At 59.1% G+C, this 16,828-nt stretch carries 15 protein-coding genes and 1 rRNA gene; 5 read left to right on the forward strand and 11 right to left on the reverse strand.

Going from position 1 to position 16,828, the window contains the following annotated elements:
* Window positions 1-132: 132 nt before the first annotated feature.
* A complete protein-coding gene (locus BFP89_RS06985) occupies window positions 133-1,743 on the reverse strand; it encodes an ATP-binding protein (RefSeq protein ID WP_065884797.1) in 1,611 nt (536 codons plus the stop codon).
* A complete protein-coding gene (locus tag BFP89_RS06990) occupies window positions 1,740-2,465 on the reverse strand; it encodes a response regulator (protein WP_065884798.1) in 726 nt (241 codons plus the stop codon). Before BFP89_RS06990 ends, BFP89_RS06985 begins: the two co-directional genes overlap by 4 nt.
* 576 nt (window positions 2,466-3,041) lie before the next feature.
* Here BFP89_RS06990 and BFP89_RS06995 point away from each other — a divergent pair.
* Window positions 3,042-5,933: a ribonucleoside-diphosphate reductase subunit alpha gene (locus tag BFP89_RS06995; RefSeq protein ID WP_065884799.1), complete on the forward strand. Its 2,892-nt coding sequence runs from the start codon at window positions 3,042-3,044 to the stop codon at window positions 5,931-5,933.
* 82 nt (window positions 5,934-6,015) lie between these two features.
* Here BFP89_RS06995 and BFP89_RS07000 read toward each other — a convergent pair whose 3' ends face one another.
* The 7 genes from BFP89_RS07000 to BFP89_RS07030 all read right to left on the reverse strand — a co-directional run bounded on the left by BFP89_RS07000 (window position 6,016) and on the right by BFP89_RS07030 (window position 12,307).
* Window positions 6,016-7,050 (reverse strand): hypothetical protein, encoded by a 1,035-nt coding sequence (locus BFP89_RS07000; RefSeq protein WP_065884810.1) that lies wholly within the window; start codon window positions 7,048-7,050, stop codon window positions 6,016-6,018.
* A gap of 208 nt (window positions 7,051-7,258) precedes the next feature.
* On the reverse strand, window positions 7,259-8,569 hold the full coding sequence (flgE, locus tag BFP89_RS07005) for a flagellar hook protein FlgE (RefSeq protein ID WP_065884800.1): 1,311 nt from the start codon (window positions 8,567-8,569) through the stop codon (window positions 7,259-7,261).
* A gap of 31 nt (window positions 8,570-8,600) precedes the next feature.
* Window positions 8,601-9,320 carry a flagellar hook assembly protein FlgD gene (flgD, locus tag BFP89_RS07010; protein ID WP_065884801.1) on the reverse strand — a complete coding sequence of 240 codons (720 nt, stop codon included), beginning with the start codon at window positions 9,318-9,320 and terminating at the stop codon, window positions 8,601-8,603.
* Between the two features lie 16 nt (window positions 9,321-9,336).
* Window positions 9,337-9,780, reverse strand: a complete 444-nt coding sequence (gene flgC, locus BFP89_RS07015) for a flagellar basal body rod protein FlgC (protein WP_065884802.1) — start codon at window positions 9,778-9,780, stop codon at window positions 9,337-9,339.
* Between the two features lie 3 nt (window positions 9,781-9,783).
* Entirely contained in the window at window positions 9,784-10,191 is a 408-nt protein-coding gene (gene flgB, locus BFP89_RS07020) for a flagellar basal body rod protein FlgB (RefSeq protein ID WP_065884803.1), read from the reverse strand.
* 312 nt (window positions 10,192-10,503) lie between these two features.
* Complete coding sequence (cheR, locus tag BFP89_RS07025; RefSeq protein ID WP_065884804.1) at window positions 10,504-11,331, reverse strand: protein-glutamate O-methyltransferase CheR; 828 nt, start codon at window positions 11,329-11,331, stop codon at window positions 10,504-10,506.
* Between the two features lie 43 nt (window positions 11,332-11,374).
* Complete coding sequence (locus tag BFP89_RS07030) at window positions 11,375-12,307, reverse strand: chemotaxis protein CheV (RefSeq protein WP_065884805.1); 933 nt, start codon at window positions 12,305-12,307, stop codon at window positions 11,375-11,377.
* 75 nt (window positions 12,308-12,382) lie between these two features.
* Here BFP89_RS07030 and flgA point away from each other — a divergent pair, with 75 nt between their 5' ends.
* From flgA to BFP89_RS07050, 4 genes are all read left to right on the forward strand, one after another.
* Entirely contained in the window at window positions 12,383-13,147 is a 765-nt protein-coding gene (gene flgA / locus BFP89_RS07035; protein ID WP_065884806.1) for a flagellar basal body P-ring formation chaperone FlgA, read from the forward strand.
* Between the two features lie 141 nt (window positions 13,148-13,288).
* A complete protein-coding gene (gene flgM, locus BFP89_RS07040) occupies window positions 13,289-13,609 on the forward strand; it encodes a flagellar biosynthesis anti-sigma factor FlgM (RefSeq protein WP_065884811.1) in 321 nt (106 codons plus the stop codon).
* 48 nt (window positions 13,610-13,657) lie between these two features.
* The gene (locus BFP89_RS07045; RefSeq protein ID WP_065884807.1) at window positions 13,658-14,128 is read left to right on the forward strand and encodes a flagellar protein FlgN; all 471 of its coding nucleotides are present in this window, start codon (window positions 13,658-13,660) and stop codon (window positions 14,126-14,128) included.
* 95 nt (window positions 14,129-14,223) lie between these two features.
* Window positions 14,224-14,973 (forward strand): flagellar brake protein, encoded by a 750-nt coding sequence (locus tag BFP89_RS07050; RefSeq protein WP_065884808.1) that lies wholly within the window; start codon window positions 14,224-14,226, stop codon window positions 14,971-14,973.
* Between the two features lie 57 nt (window positions 14,974-15,030).
* Here the strand turns inward: BFP89_RS07050 and BFP89_RS07055 are convergent, their stop codons facing one another.
* Window positions 15,031-16,404 (reverse strand): MFS transporter, encoded by a 1,374-nt coding sequence (locus BFP89_RS07055; protein WP_065884809.1) that lies wholly within the window; start codon window positions 16,402-16,404, stop codon window positions 15,031-15,033.
* 339 nt (window positions 16,405-16,743) lie between these two features.
* Window positions 16,744-16,828 (reverse strand): 5S ribosomal RNA (rrf, locus tag BFP89_RS07060); the annotation flags it as partial.

Below are 16,828 nucleotides of genomic sequence, written 5' to 3' on the forward strand. Positions count from 1 at the left end.
GTTCGGCCAGCGTGGTTTAACGGGGCGCCTCAGATCAAGATCAAAAGCCAGATCAAGAGCGGCTCGCTTCGCATCGTGGTTACGGTTGGGCGCTGCTGAGTTGTGTAGATACCTATGCCCCGATGGGCGGTGTCAGGGTTTTCCCTGTTCTCTGGGCCAACTCAGACTGAAACACGCCCCGCCCAGGTTGTTGCTTTTGCTGATCAACGCCCGCCCGCCGTGCCAATAGATAATCCGCCGCACGATCGACAGGCCCAGGCCGTGCCCGCCCGAGGCGCGCGTGCGGCTGTCGTCCAGGCGCAGGAACGGGGTGAACACACGTTCCCAGGCACTTTCCGGTATGCCGGGGCCATCGTCTTCCACGTCGATACGGCACCGCATCTGCCCGACCTGATAGCTGATCAGCACCTGGCCCTTGGCGTGGCGCATGGCATTGCTGACCAGGTTCTGCAGCGCGCGATGCAGGTAGCGGGGTTCGGCATCGACCCAGGCGTCCTGGTGATGCGCCGATGAAGGGCGAACCCCGCGGGTGACGCTGACTTGCGGGCGCAGTGGCGACAATTCGCCGATCACCTGGTCGAGCAACGCATCGAGGTCGACGCGCTGGAAGTCCAACGCCGGCGCGCCCTGTTCCAGGCGCGCATAAGTGAGCATCTCATCGACCAGGCCATCGAGGTCCTGGATATCACCGTCCATGCCCTCCAGGTATTTGCGCCGGGCCTCGGCGGTGGTGGCGTCGCCCAGCATCTCCAGGCCGAAGCGCAGGCGCGCCACGGGCGTGCGCAGCTCGTGGGACACTGCGCGTACCAGTTCACGCTGAATCGCCAGCAATTGCTGCAAGTGCTCGGCCATGCCGTTGAACGCCGCCGCCAACCGCCCCACCGAGTCGACGCCTCGCGCCGGTACGCGAACCTCCAGGTTGCCCTTGGCGATGCGCGTGGCCGCCGCCTCCAGGCCCTTGAGGCGGCGCTCGAGCTGGCGCACCAACAGGTAGACGATCAGACCGATCAGGGTCAGGCCGATCAGCGCGATCAGGATCAGCCATTGCGCCGGGTACGGGTTCATCTGATACAGCGGGCCGATCTCCAGCACCCACGGCGTGCCGACCATGCCGGCAAACACACGGATCGAATCACCGCCCTTGCCCAGGGCCATCACCGTATCGCCTTCGGCCACTCGCCGGCGCTGGTCGTCGTCCATATCGGCCTGGTCGAGGGTCATCAGGTGCATCTCGAAACCAAAGCCCTTGGCCTGCTTGAGGTCAGCCAGGCGTTGCGGTTGCTCGGCCACCGGAAACCGCACCAGTTCGTCGGCCAGCAGGTAGATAGTGGCGCGGGCCAATTGCTCGCTGATCTGCTGCACTTCGCCGGTGAGCACCCATTGCTCCTGTTCGCTGACCAGACGCAGTACCCGCGCGGCATGGGGCCCCGTCTGCTCCACCAGGACCTGGCCACGTTGCAGGCGCTTGCGCTGGCTCATGTCCAGTTGCGCGTCGGCGAAGGTGCGCAACTGCAACGGAATGCCCAGCAATCGCTCCCACACCGCCAATGCGCGCTGACGCTCGATGGCGCTCATGGGCCGCAGATTGTCGCCCATCAACGCGAACGTGCCATGGGCCAGGCGCTCGCGGTATTGGTCGCTGCGCACATCGTTGAGCAAGTGCAGGGCCAGCACCCCCAGCAGCGCGACCAGGATCAGCGCGGCGCACATGCCGCCGTAGATGCGCAGGAAGATCGAGTTCACAGCGGCATGTCGGCAGCGGCTTCGGGCACGAACAGGTAGCCTTTGCTGCGGATGGTCTTGATCAGGCGCGGGTGGATCGGGTCATCGCCGATCTTGGGGCGAATACGTGAAATGCGCACATCAATCGAACGATCCTGGCCGTCGTAACCGACGCCGCGCAGGGCGATGAAAATTTCTTCGCGCGACAGAATTCGCCCGGCGTTGGCCACCAACAACCACAGCAGGTCGAACTCGGCACTGGTCAGTTCGATGCCGCCCTGGTGCAGCCAGGCCTCGCGCAAGGCGTTGTCCACCACCAACGGGCCGAATTGCAGGCGTCGCTGGTGCTCCACCGCAACCGCCGGCGCCGGTTCGCTGCGCCGCAGCAGGGCGTGGATACGCGCCAGCAACAGGCGCGGACGCACGGGTTTGCACACGTAGTCATCGGCGCCCATGTCCAGGCCCTGCACCTGGTCCATGTCGTCGGTGCGCGCAGTGAGCATCAGGATGACGCCGTCATAGCCCCCGCGCACCTTGCGGCAGATGCTCAGGCCGTCTTCGCCGGGCAGCATCAGGTCGAGGATCACCAGGTCAGGCTGCTCGGCGATAATGCGCGCCGCCGCCAGGGCACCGTCGTTCTCCACCGACACGCGCAGGCCGTTGCTCTCCAGGTATTCGCGGGTCAGCTCGGCCAAGCGTTCGTCATCCTCGACGATCAATACCTGCCAGGGATCCTGTCCCATGGGGTGTCCTCATTGTTATAGGAAATTCTTCCGGCCGACGCGATCCAGGCACAGCCTGTTTGTCATGTGTTGAGGGCATAAAGAAGGTCGATTGTAGCCATGGGCCAACCCATAAGCACAAGCCGGGAAATCCATTCGGTCATGGCGTTTTTTTGTGGTAGGGTTCGCGCCCTTCGAAAATCGCCAACTTGTTTTACGCTCGAAACATTTAATGACAAACGGCGCAATCCAGCAGTAATGCGGCCTACACGCCCCTTCAACCTTTCTTACACATTTTACTCACAGTGTTATCCACAGGTTAGTGCGTTGCTAACACCTGTAAAACGCATTATCTTGTACCTCGGCACTTCAAGAGACCCTACATGTAGGGTTTTGGCGGAAAGCGTCCAACCACATAAGCGGCTCGAAATTCAAGCGTTTTATTGCTGGCGCAGCGTGGAACCAACCGATTTTCAGTAGACCAAACCGCTCACGCGGATGGCAGCTGTTTTTCATCCAAAGACATGGAAAACGGTACGGGTGTTGCAGGAAAGCCTGGCACTCGCAATCAAATATAGAACGTGGAGACAACCCCCCATGCAAACCGACACAACTCGCGAGAACCCGCAGGGCTCCGTGCCGCAGGCCGCCGATTCGAATATGGATCTGTCCGCCACCGCACCTGGCCAATTGCGCGTGATCAAGCGTAACGGCACTGTCGTTCCTTACACCGATGACAAGATAACCGTCGCCATCACCAAAGCGTTTCTTGCAGTTGAAGGCGGCACCGCTGCTGCTTCGTCGCGCATCCACGACACCGTTGCCCGCCTGACCGAGCAGGTCACCGCGACCTTCAAGCGTCGCATGCCATCGGGCGGCACCATCCACATCGAAGAAATCCAGGACCAGGTCGAACTGGCCCTGATGCGTGCCGGCGAGCAGAAAGTTGCCCGTGACTACGTGATCTACCGCGATTCGCGCGCCAAGGAACGTGCCGTACACGCGCCATCCGCCGACGCCGTGCAAGCGCACCCGTCGATCCGCATCACCCTGGCCGATGGCAGCTTTGCGCCACTGGACCTGGGCCGCCTGAACACCATCATCACCGAGGCCTGCGAAGGCCTGGAAGAAGTCGACGGTGACCTGATCCAGCGCGAAACCCTGAAAAACCTGTACGACGGCGTGGCCCTGACCGACGTCAACACCGCCCTGGTGATGACCGCCCGTACCCTGGTTGAACGCGAACCGAACTACTCGTTCGTGACCGCGCGCCTGCTGATGGACACCCTGCGCGCCGAAGGCCTGGGCTTCCTCGGTGTCGCCGACAGCGCCACCCACCACGAGATGGCCGACCTGTACGCCAAGGCCCTGCCGGCCTACATCGCCAAGGGTATCGAATTCGAATTGCTCAACCCGATCCTGGCCACCTTCGACCTGGAAAAACTCGGCAAGGCGATCAACCACGAGCGCGACCAGCAGTTCACCTACCTGGGCCTGCAAACCCTGTACGACCGTTATTTCATCCACAAGGACGGGATCCGCTTCGAACTGCCGCAAGTGTTCTTCATGCGCGTGGCCATGGGCCTGGCGATCGAAGAGAAGCACAAGGAAGACCGTGCGATCGAGTTCTACAACCTGTTGTCGTCCTTTGACTACATGTCGTCGACCCCGACCCTGTTCAACGCCGGCACCCTGCGTCCACAGCTGTCGAGCTGCTACCTGACCACCGTGCCGGATGACCTGTCGGGCATCTACCACGCGATCCACGACAACGCCATGTTGTCCAAATTCGCCGGCGGCCTGGGCAATGACTGGACCCCGGTGCGTGCACTGGGTTCGTACATCAAGGGCACCAATGGTAAATCCCAGGGCGTCGTGCCGTTCCTGAAAGTGGTAAACGACACCGCCGTTGCCGTGAACCAGGGCGGCAAGCGCAAAGGCGCTGTATGTGCCTACCTGGAAACCTGGCACATGGACATTGAAGAGTTCATCGAGCTGCGCAAGAACACCGGTGATGATCGTCGTCGTACCCACGACATGAACACCGCCAACTGGATCCCTGACCTGTTTATGAAGCGAGTCTTCGATGACGGCCAGTGGACCCTGTTCTCGCCGTCCGAAGTACCGGACCTGCACGACCTGACCGGCAAGGCCTTCGAAGAGCGTTACGAGTACTACGAAGCCCTGGCCCAGTACCCTGGCAAAATCAAGCTGTTCAAGACCATCCAGGCCAAAGACCTGTGGCGCAAGATGCTGTCGATGCTGTTCGAAACCGGCCACCCATGGCTGACCTTCAAGGACCCGTGCAACCTGCGCAGCCCGCAGCAGCACGTGGGCGTGGTCCACAGCTCGAACCTGTGCACCGAGATCACCTTGAACACCAACAAGGACGAGATCGCCGTCTGCAACCTGGGCTCGATCAACCTGCCGAACCATATCGTCAACGGCAAGCTGGACACCGTGAAGCTTGCACGCACCGTCAACACCGCCGTACGCATGCTCGATAACGTGATCGACATCAACTACTACTCGGTGCCACAGGCGCAGAACTCCAACTTCAAGCACCGTCCGGTCGGACTGGGCATCATGGGCTTCCAGGACGCCCTGTACCTGCAGCACATTCCTTACGGTTCCGATGCTGCCGTCGAGTTCGCCGACAAGTCCATGGAAGCGGTCAGCTACTACGCGATCCAGGCTTCCTGCGACCTGGCCGACGAGCGCGGCGCCTATGAGACGTTCCAGGGTTCGTTGTGGTCCAAGGGCATCCTGCCGCTGGACTCGCAACAGATCCTGATCGAGCAGCGTGGCCAGAAGTACATCGACGTTGACCTGAACGAATCCCTGGACTGGGCGCCGGTACGTGCCCGTGTGCAGAAAGGCATTCGTAACTCCAACATCATGGCTATCGCACCGACCGCAACCATCGCCAACATCACTGGCGTGTCGCAGTCGATCGAACCGACCTACCAGAACCTGTATGTGAAATCGAACCTGTCGGGCGAGTTCACCGTGATCAACCCGTACCTGGTCCGCGACCTGAAAGCCCGTGGCCTGTGGGACTCGGTGATGATCAACGACCTGAAGTACTACGACGGTTCCGTGCAACAGATCGAGCGCATCCCGCAGGAACTCAAAGAGCTCTACGCAACCGCGTTCGAAGTGGACACCAAGTGGATCGTTGACGCCGCCAGCCGTCGTCAGAAGTGGATCGACCAGGCGCAGTCCCTGAACCTCTACATCGCCGGTGCTTCGGGCAAGAAGCTCGACGTGACCTACCGCATGGCTTGGTACCGTGGCCTGAAAACCACTTACTACCTCCGTGCCCTGGCCGCGACCAGCACCGAGAAGTCGACCATCAACACCGGCAAGCTGAACGCTGTTTCCAGCGGCAACCATGGTGATGACTCGGTATTGGCCGCGCCAGCCGGCCCGGCGCCTGTGCCTAAGGCGTGTGCGATTGATGAGCCGGATTGCGAAGCTTGCCAATAAGCTGAGCAACGCCTGAGTTACAGGAATTAAAAAACCGACCGCCTTGGAATTGTCTAAGGCGGTCGGTTTTTTCGTTATTACGCTAGATAAGAGCGAAAGCATTTGGCTGATCAGGCCTTCCGGCACGCTTGCCCCACAACTCAAGACGGCCGCCGATTACGGCCATTGAGTGCTCTCCGTCATCGACAACGCCCAACACTCCACCGCCTGCCAATTCCGCACTTGAAGAAGACCTGTAAAGACCTTTGAGTCCAAGCCGGTCGAGCGCTTCAGTGCTCCACTCACCGTCGTTCAAAGTTTGCGTGGCCGTAAAAAAACTCGCCCGCGCGCGGCCGTCATTATTTTCCATTTGAGCGCGCTTGGCGCTGGCGGCATACAGGAAATTGGCGTCCGTCATCATGGCCGGATCATCGCCCCTGAACCGTGCTTGCCGTGCCGCCATCTGCAATTCGCCTCTGCTCAAATACAGCTGAAACCCATCACGCATCTGCACTTCATAACCATCACCGGCCATTTTCACATCCTTGAAAATATCGGTGGGTTTTTGACCAAATTTCATCATTGCGGCTTTAATCGCTGAGACCGTAACGCAGTTGCCATCCGGCCCCTGACAAAAACCACTCCAGATATTGCCGGGCTCCTTGCCCATACCGGGTTTCTTACCTGGGTTGCTTTTGTCCGGCCTGTAGTCAGCGTGAAACGCGCCCTCGGTAAACGGCTTGTCACTCATGGACTCCGCAGTGCCGTAATTACTCGGATCGACTTCTCTGCCTTGGAACCCGCGATATGACGGTGGTGAGGGGGTCGGCGGTGCTGGAGAAGGCGGTGGAACAGACTCATCTGCAAACAGCTCCGGAAACAGAGCCTTCAAGAACGCCAACCAAGCCGCATCGGCGTCTTTCTTGAGCTGCTCGAGAATCGCCTTGAATGTCTCGTCCCCCAACTTCTCACGCAGCGCATTCAACTTGTCGCGCGTGTCCTGAACCGTCTGCGCCTTGCCCGACTGCTGCGCCTCAAACAGTTGGTTAAGCAGGGTTTTAACCGTTGCCTTGTCGGCGTCAGGCGCTACCGGTTTCGACTGATCCGCAACCCTGCCTGGTAGCGGTCCTGCGCGCATGCTATCGGCTGCGAAAACACCCGTACCCCACATATCCCCGCCCCCTATGATGGCTGAGCCTCTCGGCTATGATCCGATCAGTGGCAAGGCGGGCATGCCGCGTTCCGTGCGGCGCATGTCTGCGCGTAACCCTATATGTCGCCGGCACTTTTCCTGCGGGCACAAAAAAGCCCCTCTTACGAGGGGCTTCCTGTGGAGCGCCGGCGCATCACGTCATTTGAATGATGGTCTGCATGATGGTGCTCTGGGTGGAGATGGTCTTGGCGTTCGCCTGGTAGTTGCTCTGGGCCTTGATCAGGTCCACCAACTCATTGGTCAGGTTGACGTTGGAGTTCTCCAGAGAGTTGGCCACGATCGAGCCCAGGGTGCCGGATTGCGGGGTGTCGTAACCCGGTTGGCCCGACGCGAAGGTTTCTTTCCAGGTGGTGCTGCCGGCGGGTTGCAGGCCTTGTTCGTTGTTGAAGCTGGCCAGCGAGATCTGGCCGATAGCCTTGCTCTGCTGGTTGCTGAAAGTGGCGAACAATACACCGCTGCCGTCGATCTTCAGGCCGGTGATCTGGCCGGTGGCATAGCCATCGGTCACCGGAGGGTTACGGTAGGTGGCCGAGTTGTACTGCGTGATGTTGGCCATGTTGACCGAAATCCCGCCCGGGTTGGCATTCGCACCGTTGGCCTTCCACACACCATTGGTCACCGTACCCGGGACCCAGCCGGCAACGGTGAGGGTCTTATCGGATACACCACCGGTCACCACACTGGTGAGTTTGCCCGCGCCATCGAAGGTCAGCGTCGATGCCACAGGTGGGGTCGATGGGGTGCCCGTCGGGGAAGAACCGTCAGGGTTGCGGCCGTCGATCAGGGTGTAGGCATTCCACTTGTTGCCGTCGGTTTTCACCAGGTACTGCACCATCGGGTGAGCGTTGCCCTGGGAATCGTACAAGGTGGTGCTGTATTGCGTGGTAAAGGTGTCGGTCTTGGTGGGATCAAATGGCTTGGCCGTTTGATCGATCACCGGCTCCGAGGAGTTCAGGTTACTGGCGGAGTCCACTTTGGTGGAGGCCTTGGGCGGCAGGTTCGTCAGGTTCAGTTGCAGGTCGGTCAGGCCGCCCTTGTTGATTTTGCCGTTATCATCCGCCGCGTAGCCTTGCAGGCGCGAGGTACCGCTGTTGTTGGTGATGTAGCCGTCTTTGTCGGCACGGAACGCACCGCTGCGGGTGTATTCCAGCGAACCGTCACTGCCCTTCTGCACGAAGAAACCGCCGCCCTGGATCGCCATGTCCAGGATGCCGCCGCTGCCATTCACGTCCCCCTGGGTGAATTGCTGCGACACCGCCGCCAGGTTCACGCCATTGCCGATGCTGTTCTTCCCGGTGCCCAGTTTGGACGCCGCGTAGATGTCCGCGAATTCTGCACGGGACGACTTGAAGCCAGTGGTCGCCACGTTGGCGATGTTGTTGCCGGTTACGTCCAGTTGTTTGTTGGCCGCATAGAGGCCGCTAAGGCCGATATTAAAAGACATGTTTCTCTCCCTCTGCCGTGGTTAGCCGGCTCTATGTACCAATAGTCTGAATTTGCGACAGCTTGACGCTGCCCATGCCGCCTGCAAGGTTCAACAGCATTTCGCCACCTGTCTTGCTCAGCGTCACGCTGGTCACCGTTGCCGGCAGTGAAGTAGCCAGGGCAACCGCGTCGCCCTTGTCGCTCTTGGCGGAGGCCGCGAAGGTGTAAGTGCCGGCTGGGGCGACCTCACCCTTATCGTTTTTGCCATCCCAGATGAAGTCCGACGAACCCGCGCTCTGGGCGCCCATATCGAGGGTGCGCACCACGTTGCCGTCCTTGTCGGTGATCTTGATCGAGACGTTGCCCGTTGCCGCCGTTACCGCCACCGAACCGTTCATGCTCTTGCTGGTATCGACCAGTGCCTTGTCGGTCTGGGTGATGATCGAACGTCCCACCAGCGACGAAGCCTGCAGCGCCTGCGACGAGCTGAAGTTGCTCGATATGTTGTTTACCGAGTCGTTCAGGGTGTTGATGCCTTCCAGGCTGCTGAACTGGGCCAACTGGGCCACGAAGGCACCGTTGTCCTGTGGCGACAACGGGTTCTGGTTTTTCAGCTGGGTGACCAGCAGTTGCAGGAATGCATCCTTGCCCAACGCCTGGTTGCCGGTGGCGGCCTTGGAAACATTCGCTACGTTGTTTGAAGCGTCCTTGACCTTGGAGTTGAACAGGTCCTGGACTGCCGTGTTGTTTGACGTATCAACGATGGCCATTATTCGGCGCCCCTTATCACTGACCCAGGGTCAGGACCTTCTGCATCATGGTTTTGGCGGTGTTCATCATTTCCGCGTTGGTCTGGAACGAACGGCTGGCGGAAATCATGTCGGCCATCTCCTCGACCACGTTGACGTTGGGGTAGTAGACATAACCCTTTTCGTTCGCTGCCGGATGGTTCGGCTCGTAACGCGCTTCGAGGTTGCTCTGGTCCTCGACCACACCCAGCACCTGCACGCCTTGCCCGGCGGCATCCTGGTTCTGGAACAGGGAATCACTGCCGCCGCCCTGCCCACCCTGGAACATGGTGGCAAATACCGGATGACGGGCGCGGTAAGTCTGGTCAATGCTCGAAGACACGGTCTCGGCGTTGGCGATGTTACTGGCGACGGTGTTCAAACGCGTGGTCTGCGCGCTCATGCCACTGCCGGCAATATTGAAAACACTGGACAGGGACATGGCTTATTCTCCACGCAGGGCTGACATCAGCCCTTTGAATTTGCTGTTGAGCAGGGTGAAGCTGGCCTGGAAGTTCACCGAGTTTTCGGCGTAGTTCGATTGTTCCAGTTGAGCATCAACGGTGTTCTGGTCGATCGACGGCTGCATCGGCGTGCGATACAGCAGCGACTCGTCACCACTGCTCAGGCCTTGCGCTTCAATATGACGACTGTTGGTCATGTTCAAGGCGAAGGAACCGTTTTTGGTTTTGTCCTGCTGTGCGGCGAGCACGGCGGAGAAGTCCAGGTCCCGAGCCTTGTAGTTCGGGGTGTCGGCGTTGGCGATGTTGTTGGCCAGGACTTCGGCACGCTGGGCGCGGAAGCCCAGGGCTTTTTCGTGGATACCGAGCGCTTTATCGAAGCTGATGCTCATGGCGGAAACCTTTAGGCTGACCTGCTGTTCGTTAGCAGGGTTATAGCAAGGTGCATGCCAATGTGACCAAGCCCCGTATATCAAGGGCTTGCAGAGAAATTGCCGGCGGCAATGCCAGAAAAGCGGCAAGTGCTTTCCGCGTGGCGCCAGTAAAGCGGCAATGGAAGGATTGCCGCTACCGTTGAAAGTGCCGCGAAACAAATGTGGGAGGGGGCTTGCCCCCGATAGCAGTGTGCCATGTCATGAATAGCTGACTGACCCACCGCCATCGGGGGCAAGCCCCCTCCCACATTTTTTACCGGGTAAACGTTATTATTTGGCCTGGTAGATGATTCCCGGGCTGCACTGCACCATCTGGTAGTGATCCGGCAAGCCGTTCAAGGCTTCCGACGCGCCAAGGAATAGATACCCGCCGCGCTTGAGCGTGCCATGGATGCGCAAAAGGATGTCCTTCTTCACTTCGGCCGAGAAGTAGATCAGCACGTTGCGGCAGAACACCATGTCGAACTTGCCCAGGCTGGCGTAGCTGTCGAGCAAGTTGAACGAGCGGAACTCGACGCGGTTCTTGATCGGCGCCTTGATCGCCCAGCGCCCTGCCCCCTTCGGGTCAAAATAGCGCTGCAAACGTTCTTGGGACAGGCCTCGGCCCAGGGCCAGGCTGTCGTACTCACCGGTCTTGCAGTTGGTGAGCATGCTGCCGGACAGGTCCGTCGCCACAATTTGCGCGCCGGCTTTCAACTGGCCCATGTTGGTCCGCTCGAACTCGTCGATGGTCATGGAGATCGAATAAGGTTCCTGTCCCGAGGAGCATGCCGCCGACCAGATGCGCAGGCGCTGGCCCGGGCTGGCCTTGATGGCTTCGGGCAGCACTTTGTTCTTGAGCACCTCAAAGGGGTAGGTATCGCGAAACCATAAGGTTTCGTTGGTGGTCATGGCATCGACCACCATCTCCTTGAGCCCGCTGCGCGGCTGCCCCTGGATACGCTGGACCAACTCACCCAGGGATTTGATGCCCTGCTGTTCCATCAGCTTGTTGAGACGGCTGGATACCAGGTACTGCTTGTTTTCACCGAGCAATATGCCACAGGCTTTTTCCAGGAAGACCCGGAACTGTTCGAAATCCAAATTACCCGTAGACAATGGTACCGCCTCTTAAATCGTGTGACCGCCAGGAGAAATGCCCCTAGCCGTGATCTGCTGCCTTGATCCGGTCGACTACCCGGGATGCGAGGTCATCAGGCCGGAATTTGGCCAGGAAGTCATCTGCACCGACCTTCTTGACCATGGCCTGATTGAATACCCCCGACAACGAAGTATGCAGGATGATGTGCAATTTTTGCATGCGTGGATCGTTGCGTATTTCAGCCGTGAGGGTGTATCCGTCCATTTCCGGCATTTCAATGTCGGAAATCATCATCAGGAACTCTTCCTCCGGCTTCTTGCCCTCGTCCACCAACTTGCGCAGGTAATCCAGGGCTTGGCGCCCATCATTAAGGGCTACGACCTCGACGCCGACGGTTTGCAGGCAACGCGTGACCTGCTTGCGCGCGACAGAGGAGTCATCCACGGTCAACACGCGCAGGGATACCGCCTTGTGGGCCGTCTCGGCATCCACCACCCCGACGGAAATCGTTTCCGAGGTGGGCGCAACCTCGGCGAGGATTTTCTCCACGTCGATGATTTCCACCAACTGGTTATCCACCCGCGTCACCGCCGTGAGGTAATGATCGCGCCCGGTGCCCTTGGGCGGCGGATGAATCTCTTCCCAGTTCATGTTGACGATACGTTCCACCGAGCGCACCAGAAACCCCTGGGTCTTGGTGTTGTACTCGGTAATGATCACGAACGGGCTCTCGCGGTCCTGCAAACCAGAGGACCCGGTGGCCATTGCCAAGTCAAGAATGGGGATGGTCGCGCCACGTATATTGGCAACGCCACACACCACCGGACTGGACTTGGGCATGATCGTCAGCTTGGGACACTGCAGCACTTCGCGCACTTTAAACACGTTGATCCCGTACAGCTGCTTGCCGTCCAGGCGAAAAAGCAACAACTCCAGGCGATTCTGCCCTACCAGCTGTGTGCGCTGGTTTACTGAATCCATTACACCTGCCATGCCCAGACTCCTAAATCCCAGAGGTACGATGCGTACCCAACACTAAACGGCACGAGCTTTGCTATTTGGTTGGCTATGGATATTAAAACGACAGTTTCCCGACGCGCTTGCCGCCCAAAGTATCGCAGATTGCTCTGCGCCGCGATGGCGCTGCTTGTCTGGGGCGTGGGCGTCACCGCTCGCGCCGACAACGTCACCCTGCCTGATCTCCTTATCGGCGTCACCCAGGGCTTTCTTGAATACACTGTAGAAGATTATCTGGAGACCACCCAGACACCGGGGCGCTATGAGATCCAGGTCAAACAGTTGGACCCGCGCCTGCGCATGCCGATGTGTGACAAGGAATTGACAGCCACCCTGGAAAGCCCGGCCCAGCCCATTGGTCGTGTCACCGTAAAAGTACGCTGTGAAGGCGCCTCACCCTGGACGGTGTTTGTACCGGCTCAAGTCAAATTGTTCCGCGACGTCGTCGTAGTGGCACGGCCGTTGAAGCGCACCGGCATCATTGGCGATGACGATGTTGCGCTGCGCGAACGGGATATCAGCCTGATCAACCAGGGTTACCTGACGTCCCTGGACCAGGCGATCGGGCAGCGGCTCACCCGACCAGTGGTCACCGATCAGGTGATTACCCTGGTTCACCTGGAGCAGGCTGAAGTCATTCGTAAAGGTGACCAGGTCGTGATTTCCGCCAGCAGCGGCGGGTTGAACGTAAAAATGCCGGGGGAAGCGCTGTCCAACGGTGGCATGAGCGAACAGATTCGCGTCAAGAACCTCAACTCCAACCGCGTGATCAAGGCGCGAGTGACAGCTCCGGGCCAAGTCGAGGTGGCGTTGTAGATGACTGGTACGGGGCGCCAGGTTTTCCTACACTGTGCATAGAGTGCTCCGTGCGGAGATTTATTGTCATTCGCGCCTAAAGTTTGTCCGGGTATTGCCGAAAACATGGCAAGCGTCCAAATACCCAGAGGTTTTTTGATCATGGTCATTGATTTCAGCCGTTTAAATAACACCCCGACGACGTCAGGCACTACGCGTACTGCCGGCAAGGAAAACGTGGAAGCCAAGTCCCAGCCCCTGCCGGCCAAGGCAGAGCAGGCGAGTGCGAGCCAGAGTGGGGAGTCGGTACACCTGAGTAATGAGGCTCAGCAGTTGCAGAAGGTCACTGACTCGCTGCGCGATCAACCGGTTGTCAATAAAGCCCGCGTGGCCGAGTTGAAACAGGCCATCGCCGATGGCAGTTACACAGTCGACAGCAACCGTGTAGCCAGCAAGCTGCTTAACTTCGAAGCCGAGCGCTAGGCAAAGGCCTGCGCTGGGCTTCTGGACGCTTAAAACCCAAGGCCAGCCATGCACCACGACGAACATTTGCTTCAACTGATCATTGATGATCTGGCGCCGACGCAACAACTGCTCGAGCTGCTAAAAGAAGAGTCCCTGGCCCTGTATGGCCGGGATATGCCTTTGCTCGAAGAAATACTCGCGCGCAAACAATCGCTGATTGTGCTGCTCGAACAGCACGGCAAGAAGCGCAGCGAAATCCTCAACAGCCTGGGCCTGCCCGCCGATCACGACGGCCTGGCACAGTTGGCAAGCCATTCCTCGGTCGGCGATCAGTTGCTGACGCAAAGCAAAGCGCTCAATCACCTGCTCACTCAGTGCCAGGAAGCCAACCTGCTCAACGGCCAGTCGATTCAGCTACAGCAAGCCACCACGGCCAATCAGTTACGTATTCTTCACGGCGGCGAGCCCCCGGCCCTGTATAACGCCCAGGGGTCCACTTCACGCCTGGTCAAGCCAAGCACCCGCAGCCAAGCCTGACAGCGGTTCAAAGCGCGGCCTATCCAAGGTGCGCTACATACTGGCAAAATGCCGGTTCTTGCGTGTAGTCGTACTTTCCTGGAGATGGAACAACCGTGTTCAACGCCCTTAATGCGGAAGATGCACCGCAGCCACCAAAGGTTCTTACCACACCTTTGGAAATCGCCAGCACGCTGCGGATGCTCCAGGAAAGCCATGATCCATTGATCATCACTTTCCATGAACGCAGCCAACGCTTCCAAAGCTACCTTGTGGACATCGACCGGGACAGCAAGACGCTGGTGCTGGACGAAATGATTCCGCGTGACGGTGAACGTCACCTCGAAAATGGCGAACCCTTCCGCGTCGAGGGTTTTCATGACGGCGTCCGGGTCGCCTGGGAGAGTAACGGCACACTGAGCATCAGCGAGAAGGATGGTCACCGTATCTACAGTGGCAGCATGCCCGGTGAGGTGGTCTATCATCAGCGTCGCAATGCATTTCGCGCGGCACTGAAATTGGCGCAATTGGTCAATATCGAATTGGGCGGCGAAAAGCTCAAGGCTCCGGTCAACGGCAAGTTGCTGGACATTTCCGCCACTGGATGCAAATTGCGCTTTGAAGGCGACATCGCCGAACGCCTGCAACTGGGGCAGGTCTACGACCGCTTCATCGCCGCGCTGCCATTCGGCAACATGACTACCGCCGTCGAGTTGCGTTACCTGCATTTCGAAGACAGGATCAACACCACGTTTGCCGGCGTGCGCTTTCATAACATGAGCGGTTTGGTGCAGCGCCAGGTAGAACGCTTTGTGTATCAGCTGCAGCGTGAAGCTCGACGCTTCGACAAGGACGACGACTTTTAAGCCTAGAACGCTGAAGTGAAAACGGGCAGATCCTGATAGGGTCTGCCCGTTTTTCGTTCAGGGGCGCGCCCTGCTCAAGTCGTGGGGATGGTCTTCCGAGTCTGTCGACTCAGGCGCTACCTCGACAGCCGGCTCGTCGACGGCAGGTTCCGGGTCTGGTTCAGGAACAGTGGCCTGCATCTGCTCCTGCACCACCTGTTCATCTACCCGCGGGTCAAGGGCTGCCACCAACGGCGAGCTGGACATACTGTCAGGCATCGCCACGTGATGCAGCGGCGCATCGTCTACCTGATGCAAGTTGGTCACCGCCTTCGGCCGTATGCGCCATACCAGGATCAGCGCGCAGAGGCTGAAAAACGCGTAAAGCATCTGGCTGCCGAACAGCTTCATCACCACACCTGCCAGAAGCGGGCCGATACTGGCACCCACGCCGTAGGTCACCAGCAACATGGCCGTCAGCGAGACCCGGCGATCACCTTCTACGTGGTCATTGGAAAAAGCCACGGCCAACGGGTACAGACAAAACTGCACAAGTGAACAAAAGAAGCCCGCCACGAACAGCACTTCCAACGGAACCTGAGTCATGATCGCCAAGGGCAATGCCGCCACTGCCAGGCACAAGGCAAAGCAGCGGATCAGCAGCGCGCGGTCATAGCGGTCGGACAACCAGCCCAGCGGCCACTGCACGAGAAGTCCCGCAAAAATGCAGGAGCCCATGAACAAACCGACTTGCTCGGTCGTCAACCCCTGCTGGGAGGCATAGAGCGGCGCCAGGCCATAGAACGAGCCGACGATCAGTCCGGCCCCCAGCACCGTGCTGAGGGACTGTGGCACGCGCTTGATAAAGAAACGCGGCTCCATCGGCGCCGGATGCAGCGGGGCGGGGTGAATACGTCGGGTCATGGCCACCGGCACCAGGCACAGGGCAAAGCACAGCGCCACCAGCATCAGCAGTTCAAGCCCCAGATGGGGATGCATGACCAGTATCAGCTGGCCCAGTACCAGACCGAGGTAGGAAGCGATCATATAGCCGCTGAACACTACGCCACGCTGCTTGGCCTCCGCCTGCTCATTGAGCCAGCTTTCAATGACCATGTACTGGCACATCATCCCCAGGCCCACGATCACCCGCAGGACGATCCAGGCAGGCAGCCAATCGATCAAACCGTGACCCAGCACAGCCGCGCCGACGATTCCGGCGCAGGTCGCGTAGGCGCGTATATGCCCGACACGAGCGATCAAGCGGTGTCCGATCTTGCCGCCCAGCACCAGGCCAAAGTAGTTGGCCGCCATCAACGCACCCACCCACAGGCTGTCGACATGGTCAGCCGCCAGTCGCAAGGCTAAATAGGTACTGAGCAGGCCGGAGCCGATCAGCATCATCAAGGAGGCGAAATAAAGGGCTCGAAAAGATTTCCAGATCTGGCGCATCGGCGTTCCGAGCGGCTCCTTGCAGTGAGGGGACAGGGCTATCGCATGATAGTCCGCGTTGGTCGGGTCCGGACAGGCGGCATTAGCCTTTTCCAGGGATTATTTTGCTTAAGCTCAGACGCTGACTGCGTGGCTGCAAGGTACATAGCGGGCAGATAAATATACAGCGCACCACCTGTGAACCTGGATCATGTGCAAGGTTCGACTGGTGTTTGGATATCTGCGATAAAAGCCCTGAATAGAGCGATCCAGAGAGGGTAAGCCTGTTCGATGCGCAGGCTTTTCGAGCGCCCAAAACAAAACCCCAACTGCTTTCGCAATTGGGGTTTCGGAATTTAATCTTGACGATGACCTACTCTCACATGGGGAAACCCCACACTACCATCGGCGATGCATCGTTTCACTGCTGAGTTCGGGATGGGAT

The organism is Pseudomonas sp. 31 R 17 (genome assembly GCF_900004915.1).
Classification (GTDB): domain Bacteria; phylum Pseudomonadota; class Gammaproteobacteria; order Pseudomonadales; family Pseudomonadaceae; genus Aquipseudomonas; species Aquipseudomonas orientalis_A.

Coding starts and splice junctions, on each gene's coding strand:
- BFP89_RS06995 (WP_065884799.1), top strand. CDS start 3,042: ATGCAAACCGACACAACTCGCGAGAACCCGCAGGGCTCCGTGCCGCAG.
- BFP89_RS07055 (WP_065884809.1), bottom strand. CDS start 16,404: ATGCGCCAGATCTGGAAATCTTTTCGAGCCCTTTATTTCGCCTCCTTG.
- BFP89_RS07000 (WP_065884810.1), bottom strand. CDS start 7,050: ATGCGCGCAGGACCGCTACCAGGCAGGGTTGCGGATCAGTCGAAACCG.
- BFP89_RS07045 (WP_065884807.1), top strand. CDS start 13,658: ATGCACCACGACGAACATTTGCTTCAACTGATCATTGATGATCTGGCG.
- flgC (WP_065884802.1), bottom strand. CDS start 9,780: ATGTCCCTGTCCAGTGTTTTCAATATTGCCGGCAGTGGCATGAGCGCG.
- flgA (WP_065884806.1), top strand. CDS start 12,383: ATGGATATTAAAACGACAGTTTCCCGACGCGCTTGCCGCCCAAAGTAT.
- flgE (WP_065884800.1), bottom strand. CDS start 8,569: ATGTCTTTTAATATCGGCCTTAGCGGCCTCTATGCGGCCAACAAACAA.
- flgB (WP_065884803.1), bottom strand. CDS start 10,191: ATGAGCATCAGCTTCGATAAAGCGCTCGGTATCCACGAAAAAGCCCTG.
- flgM (WP_065884811.1), top strand. CDS start 13,289: ATGGTCATTGATTTCAGCCGTTTAAATAACACCCCGACGACGTCAGGC.
- BFP89_RS06990 (WP_065884798.1), bottom strand. CDS start 2,465: ATGGGACAGGATCCCTGGCAGGTATTGATCGTCGAGGATGACGAACGC.
- BFP89_RS07030 (WP_065884805.1), bottom strand. CDS start 12,307: ATGGCAGGTGTAATGGATTCAGTAAACCAGCGCACACAGCTGGTAGGG.
- flgD (WP_065884801.1), bottom strand. CDS start 9,320: ATGGCCATCGTTGATACGTCAAACAACACGGCAGTCCAGGACCTGTTC.